Annotated in this window: 24 protein-coding genes and 3 pseudogenes; 16 read left to right on the forward strand and 11 right to left on the reverse strand. The window is 73.3% G+C overall.

Annotation, left to right across the window (positions count from 1 at the left end; all coding sequences use genetic code 11):
• Positions 1-79 precede the first annotated feature (79 nt).
• From ACIA6B_RS11355 to ACIA6B_RS11370, 4 genes are all read left to right on the forward strand, one after another.
• A complete protein-coding gene (locus ACIA6B_RS11355; protein ID WP_396772612.1) occupies positions 80-658 on the forward strand; it encodes a TetR/AcrR family transcriptional regulator in 579 nt (192 codons plus the stop codon).
• Positions 659-685: 27 nt separating this feature from the next.
• Entirely contained in the window at positions 686-1,408 is a 723-nt protein-coding gene (locus tag ACIA6B_RS11360; RefSeq protein ID WP_396772613.1) for a TIGR03089 family protein, read from the forward strand.
• A gap of 149 nt (positions 1,409-1,557) precedes the next feature.
• Positions 1,558-2,415, forward strand: coding sequence for a GNAT family N-acetyltransferase (locus ACIA6B_RS11365; protein WP_396772614.1), 858 nt, complete (start codon positions 1,558-1,560; stop codon positions 2,413-2,415).
• A gap of 263 nt (positions 2,416-2,678) precedes the next feature.
• The gene (locus tag ACIA6B_RS11370; RefSeq protein ID WP_396772615.1) at positions 2,679-3,629 is read left to right on the forward strand and encodes a zinc metalloprotease; all 951 of its coding nucleotides are present in this window, start codon (positions 2,679-2,681) and stop codon (positions 3,627-3,629) included.
• Positions 3,630-3,696: 67 nt separating this feature from the next.
• On the opposite strand, the gene ACIA6B_RS11375 is transcribed toward ACIA6B_RS11370, so the two are convergent.
• Both ACIA6B_RS11375 and ACIA6B_RS11380 read right to left on the reverse strand, forming a co-directional pair.
• Positions 3,697-3,990 (reverse strand): hypothetical protein, encoded by a 294-nt coding sequence (locus tag ACIA6B_RS11375; RefSeq protein ID WP_396772616.1) that lies wholly within the window; start codon positions 3,988-3,990, stop codon positions 3,697-3,699.
• 75 nt (positions 3,991-4,065) lie between these two features.
• Complete coding sequence (locus ACIA6B_RS11380; RefSeq protein WP_396772617.1) at positions 4,066-5,745, reverse strand: DNA repair helicase XPB; 1,680 nt, start codon at positions 5,743-5,745, stop codon at positions 4,066-4,068.
• A gap of 172 nt (positions 5,746-5,917) precedes the next feature.
• On the opposite strand from ACIA6B_RS11380, the gene ACIA6B_RS11385 reads away from it, so the two are divergent.
• Together ACIA6B_RS11385 and ACIA6B_RS11390 are read left to right on the forward strand one after the other, a co-directional pair.
• Positions 5,918-6,793 (forward strand): L,D-transpeptidase family protein, encoded by an 876-nt coding sequence (locus ACIA6B_RS11385; RefSeq protein WP_396772618.1) that lies wholly within the window; start codon positions 5,918-5,920, stop codon positions 6,791-6,793.
• 50 nt (positions 6,794-6,843) lie between these two features.
• A complete protein-coding gene (locus ACIA6B_RS11390; RefSeq protein WP_396772619.1) occupies positions 6,844-7,077 on the forward strand; it encodes a hypothetical protein in 234 nt (77 codons plus the stop codon).
• A gap of 22 nt (positions 7,078-7,099) precedes the next feature.
• Here the strand turns inward: ACIA6B_RS11390 and ACIA6B_RS11395 are convergent, their stop codons facing one another.
• The gene (locus ACIA6B_RS11395; protein WP_396772620.1) at positions 7,100-9,565 is read right to left on the reverse strand and encodes a helicase-associated domain-containing protein; all 2,466 of its coding nucleotides are present in this window, start codon (positions 9,563-9,565) and stop codon (positions 7,100-7,102) included.
• A 37-nt stretch (positions 9,566-9,602) separates the two neighbouring features.
• Between ACIA6B_RS11395 and ACIA6B_RS11400 the strand changes: the two genes are divergently transcribed.
• Positions 9,603-10,226: an HAD family hydrolase gene (locus tag ACIA6B_RS11400; protein WP_396772621.1), complete on the forward strand. Its 624-nt coding sequence runs from the start codon at positions 9,603-9,605 to the stop codon at positions 10,224-10,226.
• A 28-nt stretch (positions 10,227-10,254) separates the two neighbouring features.
• Positions 10,255-10,641: a cold-shock protein gene (locus ACIA6B_RS11405; RefSeq protein WP_073826071.1), complete on the forward strand. Its 387-nt coding sequence runs from the start codon at positions 10,255-10,257 to the stop codon at positions 10,639-10,641.
• Here the strand turns inward: ACIA6B_RS11405 and ACIA6B_RS11410 are convergent.
• Entirely contained in the window at positions 10,602-11,432 is an 831-nt protein-coding gene (locus ACIA6B_RS11410; protein ID WP_396772622.1) for a 1,4-dihydroxy-6-naphthoate synthase, read from the reverse strand. The two genes, ACIA6B_RS11405 and ACIA6B_RS11410, sit on opposite strands and share 40 nt — an antisense overlap.
• A gap of 412 nt (positions 11,433-11,844) precedes the next feature.
• Here ACIA6B_RS11410 and ACIA6B_RS11415 point away from each other — a divergent pair.
• A pseudogene (locus tag ACIA6B_RS11415) lies at positions 11,845-12,192 on the forward strand (helix-turn-helix domain-containing protein); the annotation flags it as partial.
• On the forward strand, positions 12,193-12,855 hold the full coding sequence (locus ACIA6B_RS11420) for a GNAT family N-acetyltransferase (protein ID WP_396773131.1): 663 nt from the start codon (positions 12,193-12,195) through the stop codon (positions 12,853-12,855).
• Here ACIA6B_RS11420 and ACIA6B_RS11425 read toward each other — a convergent pair.
• The 3 genes and pseudogenes from ACIA6B_RS11425 to ACIA6B_RS11435 all read right to left on the reverse strand — a co-directional run.
• Positions 12,827-13,477 carry a futalosine hydrolase gene (locus ACIA6B_RS11425; protein WP_396772623.1) on the reverse strand — a complete coding sequence of 217 codons (651 nt, stop codon included), beginning with the start codon at positions 13,475-13,477 and terminating at the stop codon, positions 12,827-12,829. The two genes, ACIA6B_RS11420 and ACIA6B_RS11425, sit on opposite strands and share 29 nt — an antisense overlap.
• Positions 13,474-13,641, reverse strand: a pseudogene (locus tag ACIA6B_RS11430) (MFS transporter); the annotation flags it as partial. The gene ACIA6B_RS11425 and the pseudogene ACIA6B_RS11430, both read right to left, overlap by 4 nt.
• A gap of 92 nt (positions 13,642-13,733) precedes the next feature.
• Positions 13,734-15,135: pseudogene (locus ACIA6B_RS11435) on the reverse strand (MFS transporter); the annotation flags it as partial.
• A gap of 65 nt (positions 15,136-15,200) precedes the next feature.
• Here ACIA6B_RS11435 and ACIA6B_RS11440 point away from each other — a divergent pair.
• Positions 15,201-16,040: a DUF3027 domain-containing protein gene (locus ACIA6B_RS11440; protein ID WP_396772624.1), complete on the forward strand. Its 840-nt coding sequence runs from the start codon at positions 15,201-15,203 to the stop codon at positions 16,038-16,040.
• Between the two features lie 4 nt (positions 16,041-16,044).
• Here the strand turns inward: ACIA6B_RS11440 and ACIA6B_RS11445 are convergent, their stop codons facing one another.
• On the reverse strand, positions 16,045-16,260 hold the full coding sequence (locus tag ACIA6B_RS11445) for a DUF2530 domain-containing protein (protein WP_374709276.1): 216 nt from the start codon (positions 16,258-16,260) through the stop codon (positions 16,045-16,047).
• A gap of 138 nt (positions 16,261-16,398) precedes the next feature.
• Between ACIA6B_RS11445 and ACIA6B_RS11450 the strand changes: the two genes are divergently transcribed.
• From ACIA6B_RS11450 to thpR, 5 genes are all read left to right on the forward strand, one after another.
• Positions 16,399-17,880 (forward strand): NCS2 family permease, encoded by a 1,482-nt coding sequence (locus ACIA6B_RS11450; protein ID WP_396772625.1) that lies wholly within the window; start codon positions 16,399-16,401, stop codon positions 17,878-17,880.
• Between the two features lie 61 nt (positions 17,881-17,941).
• The gene (locus tag ACIA6B_RS11455; RefSeq protein WP_396772626.1) at positions 17,942-18,391 is read left to right on the forward strand and encodes a MarR family winged helix-turn-helix transcriptional regulator; all 450 of its coding nucleotides are present in this window, start codon (positions 17,942-17,944) and stop codon (positions 18,389-18,391) included.
• Between the two features lie 69 nt (positions 18,392-18,460).
• Complete coding sequence (locus ACIA6B_RS11460) at positions 18,461-19,747, forward strand: MFS transporter (RefSeq protein WP_396772627.1); 1,287 nt, start codon at positions 18,461-18,463, stop codon at positions 19,745-19,747.
• 124 nt (positions 19,748-19,871) lie between these two features.
• Entirely contained in the window at positions 19,872-20,381 is a 510-nt protein-coding gene (locus tag ACIA6B_RS11465) for a hypothetical protein (RefSeq protein ID WP_396772628.1), read from the forward strand.
• Positions 20,382-20,385: 4 nt separating this feature from the next.
• Positions 20,386-20,955 carry an RNA 2',3'-cyclic phosphodiesterase gene (gene thpR, locus ACIA6B_RS11470; protein WP_396772629.1) on the forward strand — a complete coding sequence of 190 codons (570 nt, stop codon included), beginning with the start codon at positions 20,386-20,388 and terminating at the stop codon, positions 20,953-20,955.
• Between the two features lie 102 nt (positions 20,956-21,057).
• Here the strand turns inward: thpR and sepH are convergent, their stop codons facing one another.
• The 3 genes from sepH to ACIA6B_RS11485 all read right to left on the reverse strand — a co-directional run bounded on the left by sepH (position 21,058) and on the right by ACIA6B_RS11485 (position 24,829).
• Positions 21,058-22,146: a septation protein SepH gene (gene sepH, locus ACIA6B_RS11475; RefSeq protein ID WP_396772630.1), complete on the reverse strand. Its 1,089-nt coding sequence runs from the start codon at positions 22,144-22,146 to the stop codon at positions 21,058-21,060.
• Positions 22,147-22,335: 189 nt separating this feature from the next.
• Positions 22,336-23,463 carry a phosphoserine transaminase gene (serC, locus tag ACIA6B_RS11480; RefSeq protein ID WP_357294687.1) on the reverse strand — a complete coding sequence of 376 codons (1,128 nt, stop codon included), beginning with the start codon at positions 23,461-23,463 and terminating at the stop codon, positions 22,336-22,338.
• 259 nt (positions 23,464-23,722) lie between these two features.
• A complete protein-coding gene (locus tag ACIA6B_RS11485) occupies positions 23,723-24,829 on the reverse strand; it encodes a citrate synthase 2 (RefSeq protein ID WP_281943411.1) in 1,107 nt (368 codons plus the stop codon).
• Between the last annotated feature and the right edge of the window lie 178 nt (positions 24,830-25,007).

Raw genomic sequence — 25,007 nt, forward strand, 5'->3', positions numbered from 1 at the left:
CCGAATCTAGCGCTGCTAGGGGCGAGAGCGACGCTAGCAGAGCGTCGACAGATTGCCTAGCGGTGCTAGAGTCGTGGTCATGTCCATCCAGGCACGCCGAGAGCGGGAGCGGGCGGAGCGCGAGCGGGCCATCGTCGCCGCCGCCCGGGAGCTGGCCGAGTCGGAGGGCTGGGACGCGGTCACCACCCGCCGGCTCGCCGCCGAGATCGAGTACAGCCAGCCCGTCCTCTACAGCCACTTCACGGGCAAGGACGCCATCATGGCGGCGGTCGCCGTGGAGGGTTGCGGCGAGCTGGCCGCCGAACTCGCCGCCGCCCGCGCCGCCGCGGCCGACTCCCGGCAGGCGGTGGCCGGCATCGCGACGGCGTACGCCGCATTCGCCGAACGTCGGCCCGCGCTCTACGACGCGATCTTCCGGCTCCCCGTCGCCCTCTCCTTCGCCAGTCAGGACGCTCCGGTCGAGCTGGCCCGAGCCTTCGCCGAGCTGGCCGAAACCCTGCGTCCGTTCGCCGGCGCGGACGACCTGGAGACATTTACCGAGGCATTCTGGAGCGGGCTGCACGGCCTGGTCACGTTGATGCGCGACGGTCGGCTGCGACGGGCCGAACACGAGCGTCGGCTGGCGCTCCTGGTGGACCGGTTCGCCCCGCTAGGCTGAGCCGGCCGCCCGGGAGGAGCACATCCGATGGCCACCCACGCACCCGCACCCGCTTCCGTCGCCACCGACGAGCCGCTGCTCAGCTACCTCGACGACGCCACCGGTGAACGCACCGACCTGACCGCGTCGCAGTTCGGCGCGTGGGTCGCCCGCAGCGCCGGGCTGCTGCGGCACGGCTGTGGGCTGCGCCCCGGTGACCGGGTGGCGGTGCTGCTGCCGCCGCACTGGCGTACCGCGGCGGTGCTGCTCGGCGCGTGGTCGGTCGGGCTGACGGTGTCCTTCCGGCCCCGGGCGCTGGCCGGGTTGCCGGCGCTGGAGCCGGGCGCGGACCGGCCCTTCGACGCGGTGTTCGTGACCCCGGAGCGCCTCGACGACTGGCTGGAGGACGTACCCGAGGGGACCCACCGCTACCTGGTCGGCGTCCGTCCCGGCCCGGTCGACGAGGCGCCGCCGGGCTGGCTGGACTGGTCGGTCGAGGTGCTGCGGCACCCCGCCGACCCGCCGGATTACACGGCCGTGGACCCGGCCGACCCGGCCACCCCGGACGGCACCAGCTTCGGCGCGTGGCGGCGGCTGGCCGCGGAGATCGCCGCGCAGCTCGACCTGCGCCCCGGCGACCGTCTCCTGGTCGACCCGACCGAACACGAGCAGCCCTTGAAGTGGCTGCTCGCCCCGCTCGCCGCCCGCGCCACCCTCGTGATCCACGCCAACCCCACCCACCCCGCCCCACCCCACACCCGCCGCCTCTAACCCTCCTCCCTCCCTCCCTCCCATCCCTCCTCCCTCTCATCCCTCCCGCCCCTCCCCGTCGATCTTGCAGTTGTGGTCCGGGAAATGCCGTTTTCGTGGCTTCTGCCGGGGCGTAAACTGCAAGATCAACGCTGTTGGGAGGGTGCGTCGTGGGGCTGGGGGGCGGGCTGGTGTGGCGGGCTTATGGGGAGGGTGAGCTTGCCGCGTTGACCGGGCTGGTCGAGGCGTGCCTCGCTGTCGACGGCGGACTGCCGCTGTTCTCGCGTGCTCCACTGGTGCGGGCGCGGCTGCTCCAGACGCGTACCCTCGGCGCCTGGCGCGGCGGTGACCTGGTCGCGGCCGTGAGCGTCGACGCGGACCGCACGCCGGTCGGCGCATGCGGGCTGGTGCATCCCGCGTGGCGGGGGCGGGGGATCGGCACCCGGCTGCTGGACTGGGCCGGTGAGCAGGCCGGCGACGCGGGTCTGCTGTTCACCACCGAGACGTGGACCGTCGACGCGGAGGCGTTGTTCGTCGCACGCGGACTACGGCGGACGTTCCTGGAGCGGGTGCTGCGGCACGACCTCCACGCGCCGCCCGACGTGGCCGCGCCGGACGGCGTCACGCTGGAGCCGGCCACCCTCGGCCCGGAGCTGTTCTGCACCTACCGGGCGTCGTTCGCCGACCGGCCCGGCTTCGTCGAGCCGGCGGCCGAGGAGTGGCTGGGTGACCTGCGCGACGACGAGGGCTACCGACCGGAGCTGTCGATGGTCGCGCGGGGGCCGGACGGCGGCGCGGCCGGCTTCGTCACCGTGCTCGACACCTGGATCGACCAGGTCGGCGTGGTGCCCGGCTGGCGCGGCCGGCGGGTCGGCGCGTACCTGGTGGTTCGGGTGCTGCGCGGGCTCGCCGAGGTGGGCGCGGACGCCGCGTGGCTCTGCGTCAACGACGACAACCCGGCGGCCGGGCTGTACCGCCGGCTCGGCTTCCGCGAGGTCGGCCGTCGGGCGCGCTACCTGCGTCGCTGACGGACGACCCGGCGCAGGCGGTGTCAGTGTCGACGACGTCAACGAACGGGAAGTGGGCGAGCGGTCTGCCTGATCGGCACCCGCTGAGTCGTTCTTGCGCCCAGCTCGAAAGGGCCGGGAGGTAGTGCCGTCTCGGGCGGGCGGGGGCTGTTGCGGAGGCCGCTGACGTGGTCTTATGTCGGAACGACGACGTCATCGACCCGCAGCTTTGACAACCCCGCGTCGGTTCCGTGTTCCTTTCATGCCTCTCGAAAGGTGCAGCGATGCACAGGAGACCGACAATCCACCTGGCGGTACTGGCCACGGCCGCCGCCACGTTCCTGACCGGCGGAGCGCACGCCACGGCCGCACCCGTGACCGCCTCCGCCCAGGTCGCCGCCTGCCAGCCGGGCGCCGACCAGCACAGCGTCGCCCGGGTGAGCGAGGGCGCCACCGCCCAGGAGCCGGAGCTCTACTCGAAGAACGAGGCCAACGCGTACGGCGTGATCAAGGACGTGCCGCGTCTGGCCAACGGCAGCGTCACCGTGCCGACGATCTTCCACATGATCTCCGACCACGAGCTGGGCGCGGCCGAGAAGGCCCGGTGGAACACGCTGATCGCGGCGCAGATGACCGTGCTCAACGATTCGTACGCCGGCCGCACCGCCGCCGACGCCTCGGACACGCCGTTCCGCTTCTCGCTCGTCGACACCACCTGGACCGTGAACAGCGCCTGGTACACGGTCGAGCCGGGCAAGAACGAGCGGGACATGAAGAAGGCGCTCTACACCGGCGACTCCCGCACGCTCAACGTCTACGCGGCGAACATCGGCGGCGGGCTGCTCGGTTGGGCGTACTTCCCGAAGGGCTACAACAACGGCCGCGACTACATCGACGGCGTGGTCATGCTCGACGAGTCGATGCCGGGCGGCACGGCCGGCAAGTACGCGCTCGGCGACACGCTCACCCACGAGGTGGGGCACTGGCTGATGCTGGAGCACACGTTCGCGCACGGCTGCTCCGCCTCCGGCGACTTCGTCGCCGACACGCCGCGTGAGGCGGCGCCGCAGTTCAACTGCCCGGTCGGCGCGGACACCTGCACCGCGCCCGGCCTCGACCCGATCCACAACTTCATGGACTACACGCAGGACTCCTGCATGGACATGTTCACCCCGGGCCAGGCCGACCGGATGAGCGACGCCTGGGTCGCGTTCCGCGCCGGCGGCCAGGGCTGACGCGTCGGAGGGGACGGCCATCTCGCACCTCGGCCGTCCCCTCCGCTGCGCGCTCAGCAGCCCCGCATCAGCAGGTCGTGTTGCCCAGCGGCACCCAGCCGTCCAGCGTCGGGTCCTCGGCGCCGTGGCCGTACACCCAGGCGTCATCGTCCTCGGCCCAGCCCCCGTGCGCGCGGAACCCACGCCCGGCGGTCAGGGTGCGCAGCACCATGCCGTGCGGTGCGGCTCGCAGCCAGGTGTTCTGGGTGAGGTTGCAGACGAAGCCGGGCGCGTCGCTTGCCGAGGCCGGCGAGGCCGCCACGGCCGCGCCGGCGAGGCCGACGGTGGCGACCGTCAGTGCGGAGAGAATACGGCGTTTCACTCGGGTCCCTTCCGGTGTTCCAGTGACGGCCACGATTGTGCCACTGTGGACCGACAACCGGCCGGACCCGGTTCGCTACTCGACCGTCGGCAGTTTCGGGCCGAGCACGTCGTCGGCGTCCACGATCGTGTACGCGTACCCCTGCTCGGCCAGGAAGCGCTGCCGGTGCGCGGCGTACTCGGTGTCGATGGTGTCCCGCGAGACCACGGTGTAGAAGTGCGCCTGCCGGCCGTCGGCCTTCGGGCGGAGCACCCGGCCCAGCCGTTGCGCCTCCTCCTGCCGTGACCCGAACGTGCCGGACACCTGGATCGCCACCGCCGCCTCCGGCAGGTCGATCGAGAAGTTGCCCACCTTCGAGATCACCAGGGTGCGGATCTCACCGGAGCGGAACGCGTCGAACAGCCGCTCGCGCTCCTTGTTCGTGGTGGACCCCTGCACGATCGGCGCGTCCAGATATTCCCCCAACTGGTGCAACTGGTCGAGGAAACCACCGATCACCAGCACCTGCTCCTGCGGGTGCCGCTCCACCAGCGCGCGGACCACCGGCAGCTTGGTGCGGGCGGTCGCCGCCATCCGGTAGCGCTCCTCCGCCTCCGCCGTCGCGTACGCCATCCGCTCCGCGTCGGTGAGCGTCACCCGTACCTCGGTGCACTCCGCCGGGGCGATCCAGCCCTGCTGCTCGATGTCCTTCCACGGCGCGTCGTACCGCTTCGGGCCGATCAGGCTGAACACGTCGCCCTCCCGGCCGTCCTCGCGGACCAGCGTCGCGGTGAGGCCCAGCCGGCGGCGGGCCTGGAGGTCCGCCGTGAAGCGGAAGATCGGCGCGGGCAGCAGGTGCACCTCGTCGTAGACGACCAGCCCCCAGTCGCGGGCGCCGAACAGGTCCAGGTGGGTGAACGCGCCGCCGCGCCGCGAGGTGAGCACCTGGTACGTGGCGATGGTGACCGGACGGATCTCCTTGCGCTCGCCCGAGTACTCGCCGATCTCCTCCTCGGTCAGCGACGTGCGGGCGATCAGCTCCCGCTTCCACTGCCGGCCCGCCACCGTGTTCGTGACCAGGATCAGCGTGGTCGCCTTCGCCTCCGCCATGGCCGCCGCCCCGACCAGCGTCTTGCCGGCGCCGCAGGGCAGCACCACCACGCCCGACCCGCCGGCCCAGAACGCCTCCACCGCCTCCCGCTGGTACGACCGCAGCGTCCACGGCCTGCCGCCGTCCTTGCCGGACTCGGCCAGCTCGATCGGGTGCGCCTCGCCGTCCACGTACCCGGCCAGGTCCTCCGCCGGCCAGCCGAGCTTGAGCAGCGCCTGCTTGAGCCGGCCCCGTTCGGACGGGTGCACCGCGATGGTGTCGTCGTCGAGCTTCGCGCCGAGCATGCCGGCGAGCTTCTTGCTCTTCGCCACCTCGATCAGCACCACCCGGTCCAGGGCGCGCAGCACCAGTCCGTGCACCGGGTCGTTGGCGAGCTGGAGCCGGCCGTACCGGTCCATCGTCTCGGCCACGTCGACGAGCAGCCCGTGCGGCACCGGGTAGCGCGAATACGTGATCAGGGAGTCGACCACGCCCTCCGCGTCGTGACCGGCCGCCCGCGCGTTCCACAACCCCAGCGGGGTGAGCCGGTACGTGTGCACGTGCTCGGGGGAGCGCTCCAACTCGGCGAACGGCGCGATGGCCATCCGGCAGGCCTGCGCGTCCGGGTGGTCGATCTCCAGCAGCAGCGTCTTGTCCGACTGCACGATCAGTGGTCCACCGCTCACGCCGCGTCCTCCTCGCCTGGCCCGGAAACCCTGCCCGCACGGCGGCTGACCTGCCGAAGGCGGACCATCCAGTGTTGCACGCCGAGGAGTGTCAGAAAAAAGTCTCGCTGGACAGGCAACGTCATACTCCTCTCACACGTCTAGCAAGCGGGACAACTGCCAGGGAGGGCCCATGAAGCGTGTCCGGTTTCTCGCCCGGGTCGCCGGCCTGGCGGTGGTCGTGCTGGTCGGCGTCGGCGCGTGTGCGCTCGATCCGCAGACGGAGGGCGCCGGGGTCACCACCCCCGCGCCGGTCGGGCTGACGGAGGGAGCATCGGGGGCGAGCGCGCCGCCCACGCCCGAGCGGTCGGCCACGTCCCCGTCGGCGCAGCCGAGCCGGACGGCCACGCCGAAACCCTCCCGGTCGCCGTCGGCGACCGCCTCCCCGAAGCCCAAGCCGAAGCCGAGCCGCTCCGCCGGGTGCCCGCAGGGCGAGCACCAACGGGCCGTGGAGCGCTACCTGAGCCGGCTGGGCGGGTTCGGGACGCTGACCGTGGACGGTGCGCAGTCCGCCGCCGACTGCGTCGCGATCAAGAAGTTCCAGACCCGGTACGGCATCAGCCCGGCCTCCGGTCGCGCCGGCCCCACCACGTACGACGTGGCGAAGCGGCTGGCCGACACCGACGTGTCCCGCTGCCGGGCCGGCGCCCGGCTCACGTTCTGCGTGGACCTGACCCGGCAGACCGTGTGGGCGATGCGTGGCGGCGCGGTGGTGCTGGGCCCGACCGTCACCCGCACCGGCATGTCCGGCTACGCCACGCCCGCCGGCACGTACTCGGTCGGCTGGAAGAATTTGCGCGAGTGGTCCAACCCGTACGAGGTGTGGCTGCCGTACTGGCAGCAGTTCAACGGCGGCATCGGCTTCCACGAGACCACCACCTACCTGCACAACGGCGCGATCGGCTCGCACGGCTGCGTCAACCTGCTGCACCGCGACGCGGTCCGCCTCTGGGAGTTGGGCTCGGTCGGCACCCGCGTGGTGGTGATCGGCCGCCGTCCCGGCACCTGAGCTGCCGGTACGCTGGGAGCGGGTCCACCACCGGGCGGGGAGGGGCTGGCATGACCGTCGATCAGGACGTGCTTCCCGAGGGCGAGCGGACGCCGCCGCAGGTCTCCACCGCGGTGCTTGTCGGTTACGCGACCGCCGCCGCGGGCGTGTTCGGTTGGTTCCTCTTCGGGCTGCTGGTGCAGCGGCAGGGCTTCGTCGACTCGGTCGGCGAGTCCGCCGGCGCGGCGTTCGCGCTGCTGCTGGCGATCTCGGTGATCGGCACGTTGCGCCGCAACGGGGAGTGACTCACTCCTCCAGCACGGTGACTCACTCCTCCAGCACGGCGGCCGTGATCCGGTGCAGCGCGAACGTGTGCAGCATCTCGGTGCGGTCGTCCTCGGCGCGCAGGTAGCCGGCGCCGATGGAGACCGGCCGGACCAGCCGGGACGCGGTCGCCCCATGCGCGTCGACGTAACCCACCCAGACCCGCGCCTTGTCCCGTACCGCCTGCTGGAGCACCGCCAACGCGTCGCCGTGCCCGGGCACCGCCGTCGGGCCGGTGACCGCCGGTCCGCCGCGGAGCACCGCCGGGGCCCGCCGCGCCGCCCGGGCCGCCGCCTCGCCCCGGCGGATCTGCTCCACCACGCCCAGCAGGCGGGGCATCGGCAGCCTCGGCGTGGCCAGCGGGTCCACCGTCCGGCCGGTGAGCGGCGTCCGGGCCGGGGCCCGCCGGTTCTTCGGCCGGGACAGCACCGTCGCACCGCTGGCGTCCTCGGGCACCGGCGCGTATCCCGCGTCGCGCAACGCGAGCAGCATCCGGTTGACCTGGTACGGGGTGACCAGCACGGTCGGGGCCAGCCGGCGGAACGCCAGCGACTCCAGCCGCCGGTCCGCCTGCACCTCGGTGAGCAGCGCCTCGTCGTCGCTGCGCACGTAGCCCCCGGCCGCACCCACCCGCAGCCCGCCGTGCTTGCGGGCCACGTCGTCCACCAGATAGGTCAGCCCCTGCGGCACCGGGGTCCGCGACCGGCGGCGGAACAGCGCGTGCAAGTCGTCGGCGGTGTACCCGGCGTCGAGGGCCCGCCGGATGCTGGCCGTGGTCACCCGGTGCACGCTCGCCCCGCCCGCCGACTCGTGCTCGGCCACCACGTCCAGCTCGGCGGCGAGCGCCGGGTCGGGCGGGCCGGGCACCACCACGCTCAGGTCGGCCTGCACGAGGACGTGGTCGACCGGGGCGGGCAGCAGCCCGTCCAGCGCGCGTACCGCCGTCGACGGGTCGCCCGACTCGGCGTCGGAGCGCAGCCCCAGCGGGTCGTCGCCGCGCTCGTCGGCGTCGGCCAGCTCGGCCAGCAGCAGCCGCCCGTACGAGGTGAGCGCGCCCAGCCCGGTCACCCCGAGCCGGGCCGCCTCGGCCAGCACGTCGCGGTGCGCCGTCTCCCGTCCCCGGGCCCGCCGGGGCGCCCGCCACTCCAGCAGCGCCAGCACCTCGTCCGGGGTCGGTGCGGTGGCCGCCGGCAGGTCGGCCAGCACGGCGAGCACCGCGCGGCGGGCGGCCGGCGCACCGGCGCGTTCCGCCTCCGGTGAGAGCACCGAGATCGGTCGGTCCCGGTCGTCCCGCTGGCCGACCAGACCCACCTGCCGGGTCATCGCCAGCCACGCCCGGGCGAGCTGCTCCCAGCGCTGGGCGAGCGACGCCGCGCGCCACACCTCGTACCCGCCGGTGGGCGCGATCTGCTGGTCACCGCCGTACCGGGTGGTGGCCGCGCCGGTCAGCTCCAGCTCACCGGTCAGCCCCGCCGCGTACGCCACCTCGAAGATCAGCGCGGTGGTCGGCTCGTCAAGCCCGAGCACCCGGGAGAGCCGGCGCAGGTCGCGTACCCCGACGCCGCCGGACCGCAGCACCGGGGCCGGCTCGACGACAAGCGCCTCCAGCAGCGCCTCGGTGTGCCGGACCACCTCCATGGTCTGCCCGGCCCCGGCCGAGTCGACGGCCTTGGTCTCCCGGGGCGGGGCGGACACCTCGGGCGGGCTGGTGCGCAGCGGGCCGAGCGGGCCGGTGTCGCGGCGCAGCACCAGCCCCACCTCCCGGGGCAGCTCGACCGTGCCGTGGGGGCCGCCGGACATCCGCACCAGCAGGTGGTGCTCGACCAGCCAGCGGATCGGGGAGCCGGTGGGCGCGCCGCCGTTGACCAGGTCGGGCGGGAGCACGTCCTCGCCGCCGGTGGCGGGGGCCTCCAGCGCGCCCGGCGCCACGGTGCCGACCGGCGGCCCCGCGGCGAGCCGGTCCAGGACCGCCCGGGCCGACGGCGGCGCGGCGAGCAGCGCCCGCCGCAGCTTCGCCGGGTCCGCGCAGAGGGCCGCCGCGCGCGCGTCCAGCTCCGCCGCCGGGCGACCCAGCCCCGCCGGGTACGGGGACACCTCGTCGACGCCGCCCACCACGGTCAGCTCGTGCTCGGGGCCGTACAGCAGGAACCGCGCCCGGAGCCGGTCGACGGCGGCCCGGACCGCGGTCGGGGCGGGCGGGTGCGGCCCGGCGGTGGCCGTGGCGAGGATCTGGTCGGTGGAGGTGGCTCCGTCGGGGCCCCGGGTGAGCCGGGCGGCGTCGAGGATCTGGAGGGTGAACTGGTCCAGCCCGTCGAGCGCCCGGGCCACGGAGACCCGGGACTGGGCGCGCAGGGCGAGAGCGGACACGTCCGCCGGCACCGGCACGACGAGGTCCGGCCGCAGTTGGAGCAGGGCGGCCAGCGACTCGTCGGGGAGGGCCCGCAGATGGTCGGCGAGTGAGGTGGTCATCGTCGTACCACGCTAGCCCGCTGGGTACGTTCTCGGCATGCCTCCGCTGATGGTCGGCTTCGACCTCGACATGACCCTGGTCGACTCCCGTCCCGGGATCGCCGCCGCCTACCGGGCCCTGACCGAGCGCACCGGCGTGCCGGTGGACGCGGAACTGGCGGTGTCCCGGCTGGGTCCGCCGCTGCGTACCGAGCTGGCGCACTGGTTTCCGCCGGAGCGGATCGAGGAGGCGGTGACGCTCTACCGCGAGCTGTATCCCGCGTACGCGATCACGCCGACGGTGCCGATGCCGGGCGCGGAGGCCGCGGTGCGCGCGGTGCACGAGCGCGGTGGGCGGGTGATGGTGGTGACCTCGAAGATCGGCCGGCTGGCGAAACTGCACCTGGACCACCTCGACCTGGCGGTCGACGAGTTGGCCGGCGACCTGTTCGCGGAGCAGAAGGCGACCGCGCTGCGGGAGCACGGGGCGACGCTCTACGTGGGCGACCACGTGGCCGACATGGCGGCCGCACAAGCAGCGGGAATCCCAGGCGTGGGAGTGGCAACGGGCCCCTGCTCGGTGGCCGAGTTGAGCGCGGCCGGGGCCGAAGTGGTGCTTGATGATCTCGGCGAATTCCCGGCGGCGGTGGACCGGATCATCGGGCTAGCCTTGGAGGGGTAGACGGTTCGAGTGGAGCGGGGTTCGACAGGTGCCGACGGGTCGAGTGAAGTGGTACGACGCGGCCAAGGGATACGGGTTCGTCACCAGTGACGAGGGTGGCGACGTGTTCCTGCCCAAGGGCGCGCTACCGGCGGGTGTCGCCGACCTGAAGGGTGGCCAGCGGGTCGATTTCAGCGTGGTGGACAGCCGGCGGGGCGCCCAGGCCATGGGCGTGAAGTTGCTGGAGGCGCCGCCGTCCGTGGCGGAGCTGCGGCGTCGGCCGGCCGAGGAACTGCACGGCCTGGTCGAAGACATGATCAAGGTGTTGGAGGCGAAGGTCCAGCCGGACCTGCGCCGGGGGCGCTTCCCGGATCGCAAGGCCGCGCAGAAGATCGCTCAGCTGGTCCACGCGGTGGCGCGCGAGCTGGAGGTCTGAGGGACGAGCCCGGCGTCGGCGGCCCGGCCCAGCAGCGCCTCCACGGCGGCGAAGCCGGCCTCACCCAGGTCGGCGGTGAACTCGTTGACGTAGAGGCCGATGTGCCGGTCCACCACGTCGGGCTCCATCTCCTGCGCGTGCGCGAGGACGTACCCGCGGCTGGCCTCCGGGTCCGCCCACGCCTGCCGCACCGACTCCCGGATCCAGGCGGCGGCCTCGACCGGGTCGACCGCGCCACGGCGGGCCAGGATCGCGCCGAGCGGGATCGGCAGCCCGGTGTCGCCCTCCCACCATTCGCCCAGGTCGACCAGGGCGGTCAGCCCGTGGCGCGGGTAGGTGAAGCGGGCCTCGTGAATCACCAGGCCGGCGTCGTACCGGCCGGCCGCCACGCCCGGCATGATCTCGTGGAACGGCACCACCTCGATCCGCTTGGGCGTCTGCCCGGCGGCCCAGAGCCGGAACAGCAGGTAAGCCGTGGTCCGCTCGCCGGGCACCGCCACCGTCGCGCCGGACAGGTCGGTCCGGTCCCCCCGGGTGAGCACCAGCGGGCCGCAGCCCCGGCCCAGCGCGCCGCCGCAGGGCAGCAGGTGGTAGTCGTCGAGCAGCCACGGCAGCGCCGCGTAGCTCACCTTCACCAGGTCGAACGCCCCCCGCTCGGCGGCCGTGTTGGTGACGTCCACGTCCGCGTAGGTCACCTCGACCGGCGGCACCCCGGCCACCCGGCCGTGCACCAGCGCGTCGAAGACGAACGTGTCGTTCGGGCAGGGGGAGATCGCCAGGGAGAGCGCCACCCGTTCACCGTAACTCCGTCGCCGGCGCCGGCCGCCACCCCGGCCCGACCGGTGTGACCGACGCGGCTCGCTCGCTCCCGGGTGGCGGAGAGGTCGTTCGCCGGCCCCTGCGAACTTGATGGCGTGAACGGGTCGGCCATCGGTCCGGTCGTTCACCCACGTCCACGCATGCAGTCACCGCCTGGCCGGTCTCCGCCGAGCACGTTTCCACCGGCCAGGTTTCCCGCCGGGCTGAGCACGCCGGGCTGAGCATGCCGGGCTGAGCATGCCGGGCTGAGCATGCCGGGCTGAGCACGTCGGGCCGAGCACGCCGGGCCGTGCACCGCCCGGCAGAAGACCTGACTCACCGTTGCCATCAAGTTTGCAGGGACCTCGCGCGATCCCCTCGTCCCCAGCGGAATGGCTTTTCCACATGGTTATCCACAGGCCATGGTTATCCACAGGAAAATGCCGCAGGGTGGAGGACGGCGCGGTGACGGTCGACCATGGCACGGTGACCGACGCCGAACCGAACCCGGATCCGCGGGCGCCAGATCCGGGAGTGCCAGAGCCGGGAGCGCCAGACCCGGGAGCGACGGATCTGGGAGCGACGGATCTGGGAGCGACGGATCTGGGAGCGACGCTGCGGGCGTTACGCCGGGCGGCCGACCTGAGTCAGCGTGAGCTCGCCGAGAGATCGGGAGTCCCGCAGACGACGGTCGCCCGCATCGAGTCCGGGCGGTCGGTGGGGTCGAGCTTCCGCACCGTCGAGCGGCTGGTCGTGGCAGCGGGCGGACGGGTCACCATCGCGCCCCCGGGCGGGACGCATCAGTCGCTGCCGTCGGTGTCGGAACAGTTGCGGGATGCGGCGGGGCGGCACTGCCCGGCGCACCTGGACGCCCGCGAGGTCCGCGAGCCGAAGGACTGGCCGGGGGCCTGGTGGGCGCACTTCCCGGCCCTCTCCGGTTACGCGTCGGCCCTGCCGGCCGTGACCTACCGACTCGACCGCGGACACCGGGACCGCGACCGGGCCCGGGCCCGGGTACGCCGGGAGTGTCAGGTCCGGCGACACCTCGACCCGGCGCTGCCGGCGACGTCCTGGCGATTCGTCGCCGAACTGCCGGACGGCGAGTTGATCGGCGAGCTGCGCGCACACGAGCGCAGCGACGAACTGCTCCTCGGCTTCCCGTTGCCGGGCCGGTGTCACCTCGTGCTGGACGGGGTACTCGTGGCGCCGGCGTACCGGCTTCTCGGAATCGGTCGGCGGCTGGTGGCTGCGCTGACCGCCGAAATGGCCCGTTGCGACATGCCGTCGGCACACGCCGTCGCCGACGAGGCGGGAGTGGGCCTGCTGCGCAGATGCGGCTTCCGGATCGAGTCGAGAGGGGCCGCGGTGATGCGGTTCGAGCTGCCGGTCAGTGGAGAGCCGCGGCTGCGGTGGTGAGCGCGGCGAACGCCTCGCGCATGCGCCACGCGCCACGGTCGCGGGGGCCGATCGGGTTCGAGATGGTCCGCAGCTCGGCGAAGGGGACCCCGGCGTGGGCGGCGGCCACGGCGACGCCGTACCCCTCCATGGCCTCGGCCACGGCGTCCGGGTGCCGGTCGGCGAGCGTGGCGGTGCTGGCGGCGGTGCCGGTGACGGTGCTGACCGTGAGCACGGTGCCGACGGTGGCCGTGGGCAGCGCGGCGCGCAGCGCGCCCAGCAGGGCCGGGTCGGCGGGCACGGTCCGGCCGCCGCCCAGCAGCTCAGGTGCCATGCCCAGCTCCTCGACCGGGATGAACCCGGTCGGCGACTCGGCGCCGAGGTCGGCGGCGACGCTGCGGTCGGCCAGCACGGTGCCGCCGACCGCGACCCGGCCGACGAAGCCGCCGGCGATGCCGGCGCTGACCACCGCCCGGTACGGCCGGCCGGCCGCCTCGGCCAGCGCCAGCAGTCGCGCGGTGGCGGCGCCGGCGACGGCCGGGCCGACGCCGACCGGCCGTACCGTCACGGTCGGTTCGGTGAGGCCGGCGCGGACCGCCTCGGCCTCGGCGGGCACCGCCGTGACCACCAGCAGAACGGTCACGCCACCGGCCCCCGGGGATCGCGTCGGTTCTCGTCCTCCGCCGCCCCGACCCCGCCGACCGACGAGGAGGGGCGGTAGATGTGAAAGCCGGGCGGAGCGAGCGCGTCGTCGTCCGGCGGGGGGATGTCGACCCGCTGCGGCGCGGGCGAGGTGGGTACTGGGTCGTCGAACGAGGTGACCGGCGGCGTCGCCCGCCCGTCGTCGCCGAGCGGGCGACCGCTGACCACCTCGTCGTCGCCGAGCGGGCGACCGCTGACCACCTCGTCGTCGCCGAGCGGGCGACCGACCAGGTGTTCGCCGCGCAGTCGGCCGGCGATCAGGACACCGCGTACCGCCACGAGCGCGGCCACGCCGGCGGCTACCGCAACCCCGATCAGGCCGGTGAACGGCACCAGCCCCAGCCCGCCGCCGGCCACGAACGCGAGCATCAGCGCGGTCTCCGAGTGCGCGAAGGAACTGGCCCGCAGCCGCTCCGGGATGCGCTCCTGGATCGAGGCGTCCACCGCCAGCTTGGCGATCCCGCTCATCAGCGCCGCCACCAGGCAGAGCAGCGCCACCATGGGCAGCGAGAACTTGATCGCGGCGAGCAGCGCCACGCCGGCCACGATGATCGAGCCGCTGGACTGGATCGCGGTCGGCCGGTGGATGCGCAGCCGGGTGCCGAGGGCGGTGGCCAGGAACGTGCCCACCGCCAGCGCGCCGCCGACCAGGCCCAATGCGGCCTGGGCGCCGAGTTCACGGCCGAAGAAGTCGGTGGTCAGGTCGCCGGCCTTGATGGTGAAGGCGAGGAAGAGCAGCAGGAAGCCGTAGATCCCGCGTAGCGCCGCGGCCCCGATCAACGTGGCGATCACCAGGCGGCCGGCGGGGCGACCCCGACCCAGCGGGCGCTCGCCGTCGCGGCGGCGCATCGCCCGCAGCGGGTGCGGCATCCGCTCCGGCGGCTCCGAGTCGGCCTTGGGCGGCAGCCGGAGCGAGACGACCATGCCGATCAGGAAGATCACCGTGGCGACCCGGAGCGGCCACTGCGGCCCGAACCAGAACGCGGCCAAGCCGATCGGGGCGACCAGCGCGCCGGCCACCGTGCCGTAGACGCTGGCTCGCGCGCCGACCTGGGACAACCCCAACCCGTCGGGGAGCAGCCGGGGCACCGCGGCGGAACGGGCCACCCCGTAGGCCCGGGAGAGGGCGAGCACCCCGAAGGCCGCCGGGTAGAGCCCGAGCCCGCCCATGTAGTCGGAGATCAGCCAGGCCAGGAACGCCCGGCCGAGCATGGTGGTGGCCAGCGCGTACCGCCGGCCGTGGCGGAAGTGGTCGAGCAACGGGCCGACCACCGGTGCGAGCATGGCGAACGGGACCATGGTCACCAGCAGGTAGAGCGCGACCTTGTTGCGCGCCTCGCCCAGCGGCACGTCGAAGAAGATCGTCCCGGCCAGGCCGATGGCGATCAGCGTGTCGCCGGCGCAGGAGAGCGCGTGCAGGTCGAACAGGCGGACCATGCCCACCTCGTTGCCGGCGCTGCGGGCCCGGGCGGTGCCGGCCCGGCGGGTCATCCAGCGCCCGCCGTGCAGCGAGCCCCGCAGCAACAGCCGGGTGGCGCGGATGCCGGTGCCCACGGTCCGCCCGAGGAAGGAGCGGCCGGAGCGGGAGGACAGCGCCATGTGTCCCATCCTGACCCATCTACTCCGTGCGTGCCGCATCACCCGGAGAGAACCCGCCGACGGGCATGGGGAACAATGGTGGAGTGACCAGGCCCGCCTCCGCCCGCGCCCCCCGGCTCGACCAGGTCTGCGCCGCCGCCGTCGAGGTGGCCCGCGACGCCATCACCGAGGTGGAGCCGACCGACGTCGGTGACCACCTCCAGGCCGTCGCCGAGGGCGACCGGGTCGTCACCCACTACTTCGACTGCCGGATGGCCGGTTATCGCGGCTGGCGCTGGGCCGTCACGGTGACCCGGGTGCCGCGCAGCAGACACGTCACCATCTGCGAGACCGTGCTGTTGCCCGGCTCGGACGCGATGCTCGCCCCCGGCTGGCTGCCCTGGCAGGAGCGGCTCCAGCCGGGCGACCTGGGCCCGGGCGACCTGCTGCCCACCCCGGCCGACGACGAGCGGCTCGCCCCCGGATACCTGCTCTCCGACGACCCGGCCGTGGAGGAGACCGCCTGGGAACTGGGCCTCGGCCGGGCCCGGGTGCTGTCCCGGGAGGGGCGCGCGGACACCGCCCAGCGGTGGTACGACGGCGACCACGGCCCGGACGCCGCCATCTCGACCGCCGCGCCGGCCGCCGCCCGCTGCGGGACCTGCGGCTTCTACCTGCCGCTGGCCGGCTCGCTGCGGCAGTCCTTCGGGGCGTGCGGCAACTTCTTCGCCCCGGACGACGGTCGGGTGGTGAGCGCCGACCACGGCTGCGGCGCGCACTCGGAGACGCTGGTCGACACCACCGAGACGCCGGTCGCCGAGCTGCCCACCATCTACGACGACAGCGCGGTCGAGGCGGTGCCGGTCGGCGGGGCCCCCGCTCCCGCCGAGGCGGCCGAGCCGGCGGAGCCGTACGCGCACTCCTGACCGGTCAGCGCTGACGCGCGGCGGCGGCCCGACGGCGACGCCGGTTGGCGTCGTGCCGCATCATGGTGGCCAAACCGGGAAAGCCCCACAGAAAACCGGCAAGACAGGTCCAGAGCCAGTTCTGGTGGCCGTGCGCGGTGAGCCAGCCCCGGCAGAAGATCAGCAGCACCAGGCCGGCCACCGCCCAGGCGATCAGCCCGGCGACGGCGAACGGCACCATCGGCGGGTCGAGCGGCTCCGGCCGCGGCTGTTGCTCCTGGGGCACCGGCCCAGCGTACGTGATCGTCCTTCCCTGTCCGCCGGGTGATCTGGCACGATGCGCGCGACAAAACCGGTTGATCGACAAGATGAGGACCCGATGTCCATTGCCCCGCCGGCGGACCACGGCACACCGCCCGATCCCGCGCACCCGCGCAACGCGTTCGACCGCTTCTTCGAGATCTCCGCCCGCCGGTCCACCACGGGTCGGGAGATCCGAGGTGGCTTCGCCACGTTCTTCACGATGGCGTACATCGTGGTGTTGAACCCGCTGATCCTCGGCGGGGCGGAGGACGCCGACGGGCGTACCCTCGCCATCCCGGCGCTGGCCGCGGCGACCGCGCTGGTCGCGGGCCTGATGACCATCCTGATGGGGGTGGTGGCCCGATTCCCGATCGCGCTGGCCGCCGGGCTGGGCGTGAACGCGCTGGTGGCCTTCGAGATCGCGCCGCAGATGACCTGGGCGGACGCGATGGGTCTGGTGGTCATCGAGGGTGTGCTGATCGGCATCCTGGTGCTCACCGGGCTGCGTACCGCGGTGTTCCGCTCGGTCCCGACGCAGCTCAAGACCGCCATCGGGGTCGGCATCGGCCTGTTCCTGACCATCATCGGTCTGGTCGACGCCGGGTTCGTGCGGCGGGTCCCGGACGCCGCGAACAGCACGGTGCCGGTCGGACTGGGCATCAACGGCAAGATCGTCAGTTGGCCGATGCTGGTGTTCGTGGTGGGCCTGCTGGTCACGGTGGTGCTGGTGGTACGCCGGGTGCGCGGCGCGATCCTGATCGGCATCCTGGCCTCCACCGTGCTGGCCGTCGTGGTCGAGGCGGTCGGCAACATCGGCCCCTCCTTCGTCGACGGCAAGCCGAACCCGAAGGGCTGGGCGCTGAACGTGCCCGAGCTGCCGAAGCAGGTGGTGGACCTGCCGGACCTGTCGCTGCTGGGCAACTTCAACGTGCTGGACTCGTGGACCCGGGTCGGCTGGCTGGTCCCGCTGATGTTCGTCTTCACGCTGCTGATCACGGACTTCTTCGACACCATGGGCACGATGGTCGCGATCGGCCAGGAGGGGGACATGCTCGACGAGCAGGGCACCCCGCCGCGCGCCAAGGAGATCCTGCTGGTCGACTCGATCGCCGCCGCCGCGGGTGGCGCGGCGTCGGTGTCGAGCAACACGTCGTACATCGAGAGTGCCGCCGGTGTCGGTGAGGGCGCCCGGACCGGCGTGGCCAACCTGGTCACCGGCGGCCTGTTCCTGCTGGCCATGTTCCTCGCGCCGCTGTCGGCGATCGTGCCGTTCGAGGCCGCGTCGACTGCGCTGGTGGTGGTCGGCTTCCTGATGATGACGGCGGTCCGGACCATCGACTGGACCGACTACGAGATCGCGATCCCGGCGTTCCTCACCATCGTGCTGATGCCGTTCACCTACTCCATCTCGAACGGCATCGGGGCCGGCGTGATCAGCTATGTCCTGGTGAAGCTGGCGAAGGGCAAGGCCCGGGAGGTCCACCCCCTGCTGTACGGCGTGGCCGCGCTCTTCATCCTGTACTTCCTGCGCGGGCCGATCGAGTCCGTGCTGCTCTGACGCTGGTGAGCCTGGTCATAACGAACGTCGTTAGCCAGGCTCATTAGTTAAGCTAACGAGTGTGACGGAGCGGACGGTGACGGCGAAACGCGTGCCACCGGCGCAGCTGGCCCCCCAGCTGCGTGATGCGATCACCCGGCTCAACCGGCGGGTCCGACAGGCCCGACCGGTCGGCGACCTCACGGTCACCCAGTTGTCGGCGCTCACCAGCCTCAAGCTGGCGGGCGCCCTCACGCCACGGGAACTGGCCGACGTCGAACGGGTGCAGCCACCGACGATGACGAAGATCGTCGCGAAGTTGGAGGAGCGCGGCCTCGTGCAGCGCACCCCCCATCCGACCGACGGACGACAGGTCATCCTGGCGGCGACCGAGGGGGGACGGGCCGTGCTCGACCAGTTCGAGCGCGCCCGCAACGAGTGGTTGGCCGGCCGACTGGCCGCGCTCACCGAGGAGGAACGCGACACGCTGCGGCGGGCCGCCGAGATCCTCCAGGGCATCGCCCGCGGCTGACCCCGCGTCGCGCGGTCCGCTTCGTCAGTTGTCGATGAGGCGTACCTGACGCGAGGAGGCGCACCTAGAGTGCAGGCCAAGCTGAGCACGATGTTCCAGTCCCTACGAGTCCGCAACTACCGACTCTTCGCCACCGGGCAGCTGATCAAACTGATCGGCGTCTGGATGATGTTCATCGCCCAGGACTGGCTCGTCCTCGAGCTGAGCGACAACTCCGCCACCGCGCTCGGCGTGGTCACCGCGTTGCAGTTCACCCCCGTACTCCTGCTCACGCTGCTCTCCGGCCGCCTCGCCGACCGGTACGACAAGCGGATGCTGCTCTTCGTCGCCAACGCGTTCTGGACCGTGCTGGCGCTGGGGATGAGCATGCTGGTCGTCACCGGCGTGGTGCGGCTCTGGCACGTGTTCGCGTTCGCCGCGCTGCTCGGTGTCGCCAACGCGGTCGAGACCCCGGTACGGCAGGCGTTCGTCTCCGAGCTGGTCGGCGTGACGCTGCTGCCGAACGCGCTCTCGCTCAACGCGGCCGTGTTCAACTCCGCCCGGATCATCGGCCCCGCCGTCGCCGGCCTGGCCATCGCCGCGTTCGACGTCGGCCCGGTCTTCCTGGTCACCGCGCTCAGCTCCGTCGCGCCGCTGGTCAACGTGGTCAAGATGCGCCCCGCCGAACTGCACCGCAAGGACCTGCCGCCGGCCGGCGAACGGGACCAGGCCCGGGTGGTGGACGGCCTGCGGTACGTGGCGCGCCGCCCCGACCTGCTGCTGCCGATGGTCGTCATGTCGGTGATCGGGATGAGCCTGTTCAACTTCCAGCTCACCCTCGCCGCGCTCGCCAAGACCGTCTTCAACACCGGCGCCGCGTCGTTCGGGCTGTTCAGCACCGTGCTGGCGGTCGGCGCGCTGGTCGGCGCGCTCGCCGGCACCGGCCGGCGCAGCCGCCCCTCGGTCTGGCTGGTGCTGGGCGCCGCCATCGGCTGCGCCAGCTTCGGCACGCTGGTCGGGCTCGCCCCCGCGTACTGGATGGTGGTGGCGCTGCTGCCGCCCACCGGGTTCTTCATGATCTTCTTCGCCCAGGCCGCCAACCAGCGGGTGCAACTCGGCGTCGACGCCTCCTTCCGGGGCCGGGTGATGGCGCTGTGGGTGCTGGTGTTCCTGGGCACCAACCCGGTCGGCGCGCCGATCATCGGGTGGACGGCCGAGACGTTCGGCGCCGGCGCGAGCATCTGGATCGGCGGCCTCATCTCGCTGGCCGCCGCGCTGCTGGCGCTCACCTGGCAACTGCGCCGCTCCGGCGCCCGCCTGCGCCTGCGGGTGCTGCCGATGCCGCGCTTCTACGTGGTGTCCCCCCGGGCCGAGTGAAAGGAGGGCCCCCTCTTGACGCATTCTGCAGAGGAGGGGGCCCCGCTCAACACCGCACGAATGCGTACCGCCCGGTTTCGGCAATCGGGTGGCGGGTGCGTCCGACAGGGCTTAGCGTCGATGTGTGGGATTGGGGCAGGGGCTGCTGCTGGCGCTGGCGATCCTCGCTGTCTGCTGCCTCCCCGCCGTGTTCGCGCTGGTCTTCTGCGCCGACGAGATCATCGACCGGTTCGCCTGCGGGTGGGCCGAGTGGCGCGAGCAGCGCCGGGAGCGCCGCACCATCGCCCGGCTCGATCGCGCCATCGAGGCCGAGGCGCTGACCCGCGACATCGACCTGACCGAGTTCGAACGGGCGGGCCGCCGCCCGTTGGAGCAGCTCGCCACCGACCTGCGCCGGCTCGGCGGCCACCGGCTCGCCGCCGCCGACCGCTCGGTGGTGTGGCACGGCGCGGTCATCGAGGCCTACGACGAACGGCTGCGCGCCGCCTGCCACGCCCTCGGCATCGCCGAGCACCTGGCCGAGCTGGCCGGCGTCGACCGGGAGATCGAACGGGTCCGGGTGGAGGGGCTGCTGCACGCCGCCGGGCTGACGCTGCCGGCCGCCCGGGCGGCGCACCACCAACGGCACCGCTGACCGGGTGCGGCTCTTCGCGGCGGTCTACCCGTCTGCGGCGGCAATCGCCGACCTCAGCACCCGGGTCGTCGGGCTGCGCGTCGGCGTCGCATCCGCCGCCGGCGTGAACGTCCGGCTCGCCGACCCCGCGCACCTTCACCTCACGCTCGCCTTCCTCGGTGAGGTGCCGGACGACCGGCTGGTCGAGGTGACGAGCGCGCTCGGTATGGCCGCGGAGTCCTTCCGGGACGGTCGGGGCAGCGCACCGCGGCTGCGCCTCGGCGGTGGGGGCAGTTTCGGCCAGGGCCGCTCCACCGTGCTCTGGGTGGACGTGCGCGGCGAGACCGACGCGCTGGACGCGCTGGCCCGCCTGGTCCGCCACGCGTTGCGACGGGCCGGACTGCCGCACGACGACAAGCCGTTCCGGCCCCACCTGACCATCGCCCGCCCCGGCGACCGCGTCGACGTGCGCGCCGACCGGGAGACGCTGCACGGGTACGCCGGCCCCGAGTGGCCCGCCGAGGAGTTGGTCCTGGTCCGCAGCCACCCGGGCACCCGCACCCACCACACCCGCCTCGCCGCCTGGCCCCTGTGACCGCCGGGCACGTGGGATGTCCGACACGTCACCGGTCGATCAGGAGGACCTGCGGGCCGGTGGCCGCCGGGCACGTCGAGTGCCCGGCACGCCAACGGTCGATCAGGAGGACTCGCGGGCCGCCGGACCGCTGCCGAAGAGGACGTCGTCCCAGCTCGGCAGCCGCTTGCGTGGCTTGCCGCCGGCCTCGCCGGACTCGGTGCCGGAGCCGCCGGACTGCGGCGGGTTGCCGGTGCGCCGAGGCCGCAGCACGGCCAACGACGGCACGGCGGGGATCTCCTTCGGGGCGTCCGAGTCGTCGTCGAACGCCGAACCCTGCCCGCCGCCGAGCAGCGCGGCGGCACCCCCGGCGACGGCCCGCTGGCGGGGCGCCTCCGAACCGGCCAGCGCGGCCGGGGAACGGGTGTCGAGACCGCGCCCGGACGTGCCGCCGAGCGGCCGGTCCAGCGAGGCGAGCAGCGCGTCCCGGCCGGCACGGATCGGGTCGCGCCCCGGACGGGCCTGCTCGACCCCGGACGGCAGGCCGTGCCCGCCCCGGCTCGGCTCGCCGCGCGACGGGCCGGGCAGCGCGTGGCCGCCCCGCTCGGGCGCCGGCTCCTGGCCGAGGATCGGCGTGGGCCGCTCGGCGCAGAGGTACTGCGCCATGTCGTCGTGCGCGATGACGTTCTGCCGGGACTTGTCGAGATCCCACACCGCCTGGGCGGTGGCCTTGCCGGACGGCCAGGTGGCGATGATCCGCCAGGTGCCGTCGTCGCGGCGGTAGGCGTCCCAGGAGATCTTCTCGGTGTCGATGCCGTGCTGGGCCAGCCGGCCGTTGACCACCTCGGCCAGCGGGGTCGGCTTCTCGGCGCCCTTGAGCCGGGTGCGGCGGGCGTGCTGGGCGAGCATGGCCCGCTCCTGGAGCACCGGCCCGGCGTAGCGCAGCACGCGGTCGACCGGCACGCCGGCGATGCGGGCGACGTCCTCAGCGGACTCGCCGGAACGGATCCGGGCCTGGATGTCGCGCGGGGACAGCGACGGCGTGGGATCGGTGGAGGCCGGCACCACCGCGAGCGGGGTCGCACCCGGCTCGGCGTGCAGCACCGAGGCCACGCGCTCGTCGATGGGGAGCGCGAGCAGGCGGCCCACCTCGTCGGTGAGCACCAGGGCCTGGCCGTCCTCGGAAAGGGCGACGAAGCGTACTGGGCGCATGGGCTTGCCTCCGTCCCGCTTCGCTGGCCGTCACGCCACGAGCCGGCCACCCGGGGCGTCCCCACCACCGTACGCTCATCTACCCGACGATGGGGATTGCGACACCCCGGCATGTCGCGACTGAGCTGGGGCGATGATCACGGTGGGTGGCCGCCGGAGCCTCGACGACCACCCAGCGTCACGGCGTGATCAGAGTCGCTCGACCACGTAGTCGATGGACGCGGTGAGCGCCTCGACGTCGGCCGGCTCGACGGCCGGGAAGAGCGCGACCCGGAGCTGGTTGCGGCCGAGCTTCCGGTAGGGCTCGGTGTCCACGATGCCGTTGGCGCGCAGCGCCTTGGCGATCGCGGTGGCGTCCACCCCGTCGGCGAAGTCGACGGTGGCGACCACGTTGGAGCGCAGCGCCGGGTCCGCCACGAACGGGGTGGCGAACGACGAGCGCTCGGCCCAGCCGTACACGATGCCGGCGCTCTCGGCGGTGCGCTTGGCCGCCCAGGCCAGCCCGCCCTGGGAGTTCATCCAGTCGGTCTGCTCCGCGGCCAGGAAGATGGTGGCCAGCGCGGGGGTGTTGTACGTCTGCTCCAGCCGCGAGTTGTCGATCGCGGTGACCAGGTCCAGGAAGGCCGGGATGTAGCGGCCCGAGGACTTGATCTCGGTGGCCCGGGCGAGCGCGGCCGGCGACATCAGCGCCAGCCAAAGGCCACCGTCGGAGCCGAAGCACTTCTGCGGGGCGAAGTAGTAGACGTCGGTCTCGGCGACGTCGACGTCCAGCCCGCCCGCGCCGGACGTGGCGTCGACGAGCAGCAGGGAGCCCTCGTCGGCGCCCGGCACCCGGCTGATCGGCACCGCCACGCCGGTGGAGGTCTCGTTGTGCGGGGTGGCGTAGACGTCCACGCCCGCCTCGGCGACCAGCGTCGGGGCGCTGCCCGCCGCGGACTTGCGCACGGTCGGCTCGCCCAGGAACGGGGCGTCGGCGACCGACTTGGCGAACTTGGCGCCGAACTCGCCGAAGCTGGCGAACTGGGCCCGGTCGCGGACCAGGCCGAACGTGGCGACCTCCCAGAACGCGGTGGTGCCGCCGTTGCCGATGATCACCTCGTAGCCCTCGGGGAGGGAGAAGAACTCGGCGATTCCCCGGCGCAACCGGGCGACCTCGTCGCGGACCGTCTTCTGCCGGTGCGACGTGCCCAGGTAGCTGGTGGCGACGTCGGCGAGCGCGGAGACCGCCGCCGGACGAACCTTGGACGGGCCGCAGCCGAAACGGCCGTCGGCGGGTTTGAGGTCGTCGGGAATCCGGATGGTCGGTGCGTCAGCCACGGTTTTCTCGATCCTTCCGCATGGGCGAGGGCGGGCCCTTCCTGCGGGCGCGGACCGGCGACCGGCTCGTGCGCCGGACGCACGGGGCGGCCGGGATCCGAACCCGGCCGGCAGCGCTGCCGGCCTTCATCCTCGCACCCGCTCCGCCGGCACCACCCGCTGGTCCCACCGCGAGTGCTGAGGCGTACGCCACAGGTCGGGCGTTGGTAAGGGGCCCCGCCGATGCCGAAAACGTCAAGCGGGGCCCCCTCCTTGCATCTCAGACGCCGTGCGGGATGGCGTCCCAGCCCTCGACCTGCTGCGGCTTGCGGGTGCCCGGGCCGACGTAGGTGGCGGACGGGCGGACCAGCCGGTTCAGCTTCTTCTGCTCCAGGATGTGCGCGGACCAACCGCCCATCCGGGCGCAGGTGAACATCGAGGTGAACATGTGCGCCGGCACCTCGGCGAAGTCCAGCACCACGGCCGACCAGAACTCGACGTTGGTGGCGAGGACGCGGTCCGGGCGGCGGGCCTGCAACTCGGCCAGGGCGGCCTTCTCCAGCGCCTCGGCGACCTCGAAGCGGGGCGCGCCCAGCTCCTTGGCGGTCCGCCGCAGCACGCGGGCGCGCGGGTCCTCGGCCCGGTAGACCCGGTGCCCGAAGCCCATCAGCCGCTCGCCGCGGTCGAGCACGCCCTTGACGTACCCCTCGGCGTCGCCGCTGCGCTCGACCGACTCCAGCATGCTGAGCACCCGGGACGGGGCGCCGCCGTGCAGCGGGCCGGAGAGGGCGCCGATGCCGGAGGAGATGCAGGCCGCGGCGTCCGCGCCGGTGGAGGCCACGATCCGGGCGGTGAAGGTGGAGGCGTTCAGGCCGTGCTCGGCGGCCGAGATGAAGTACGCGTCGACGGCCTTGACGTGGCGGGGGTCGGGTTCGCCGCGCCACCGCTTCATGAAGCGCTCGACGATCGTCTCCGCCTTGTCGATCTCCTTCTGCGGCACCGCCGGCAGCCCCAGCCCGCGCGCCGACTGGGCGACGAAGGACAGCGCGGTGACCGACACCCGGGCCAGGTCCTCGCGGGCCTGGGCGTCGGAGATGTCGAGAAGCTGACTGAGCCCCCAGTACGGGGCCAGCATGGCGACCGCGGACTGCACGTCGACGCGGATGTCACCGGAGTGCACCGGCACCGGGAACGGCTCGGCCGGCGGCAGGCCGGGGCCGAACCGGCCGTCCACCAGCAGCGCCCAGACGTTGCCGAAGGAGACCTGGCCGATCAGATCCTCGATGTCCACGCCCCGGTAGCGCAGCGATCCACCCGCGCGGTCGGGTTCGGCGATCTGGGTCTCGAAGGCTACGACGCCCTCCAGACCCGGCTTGAAATCGGACATGTCGTCTCCTGGCTTCCGGCTCGGTGCGCCCGGGCGGGCTGATCCAGCCCCGTAACTCAGGCGACCCCTCAGGGATGTGGTTCGAAACATCTTGCCCGGTGGGTAACCGGCTGCGCGACCCGCAGCGACTGTGCGCCACGCGACATCCCCGCCGGTGGACGCGCATGCGGACAGGAGA

Origin of the sequence: Micromonospora sp. NPDC051141, from assembly GCF_044455765.1 — a bacterium.
Classification (GTDB): domain Bacteria; phylum Actinomycetota; class Actinomycetes; order Mycobacteriales; family Micromonosporaceae; genus Micromonospora.

What these genes read in the sequence shown, in the direction of transcription:
- ACIA6B_RS11440 (WP_396772624.1), top strand. Translation starts at nt 15,201, where the DNA reads ATGGGGAACAATGGTGGAGTGACCAGGCCCGCCTCCGCCCGCGCCCCC.
- ACIA6B_RS11445 (WP_374709276.1), bottom strand. Translation starts at nt 16,260, where the DNA reads ATGGTGCCGTTCGCCGTCGCCGGGCTGATCGCCTGGGCGGTGGCCGGC.
- ACIA6B_RS11400 (WP_396772621.1), top strand. Translation starts at nt 9,603, where the DNA reads ATGCCTCCGCTGATGGTCGGCTTCGACCTCGACATGACCCTGGTCGAC.
- ACIA6B_RS11360 (WP_396772613.1), top strand. Translation starts at nt 686, where the DNA reads ATGGCCACCCACGCACCCGCACCCGCTTCCGTCGCCACCGACGAGCCG.
- ACIA6B_RS11355 (WP_396772612.1), top strand. Translation starts at nt 80, where the DNA reads ATGTCCATCCAGGCACGCCGAGAGCGGGAGCGGGCGGAGCGCGAGCGG.
- ACIA6B_RS11395 (WP_396772620.1), bottom strand. Translation starts at nt 9,565, where the DNA reads ATGACCACCTCACTCGCCGACCATCTGCGGGCCCTCCCCGACGAGTCG.
- ACIA6B_RS11385 (WP_396772618.1), top strand. Translation starts at nt 5,918, where the DNA reads ATGAAGCGTGTCCGGTTTCTCGCCCGGGTCGCCGGCCTGGCGGTGGTC.
- ACIA6B_RS11450 (WP_396772625.1), top strand. Translation starts at nt 16,399, where the DNA reads ATGTCCATTGCCCCGCCGGCGGACCACGGCACACCGCCCGATCCCGCG.
- ACIA6B_RS11370 (WP_396772615.1), top strand. Translation starts at nt 2,679, where the DNA reads ATGCACAGGAGACCGACAATCCACCTGGCGGTACTGGCCACGGCCGCC.
- sepH (WP_396772630.1), bottom strand. Translation starts at nt 22,146, where the DNA reads ATGCGCCCAGTACGCTTCGTCGCCCTTTCCGAGGACGGCCAGGCCCTG.
- ACIA6B_RS11390 (WP_396772619.1), top strand. Translation starts at nt 6,844, where the DNA reads ATGACCGTCGATCAGGACGTGCTTCCCGAGGGCGAGCGGACGCCGCCG.
- ACIA6B_RS11485 (WP_281943411.1), bottom strand. Translation starts at nt 24,829, where the DNA reads ATGTCCGATTTCAAGCCGGGTCTGGAGGGCGTCGTAGCCTTCGAGACC.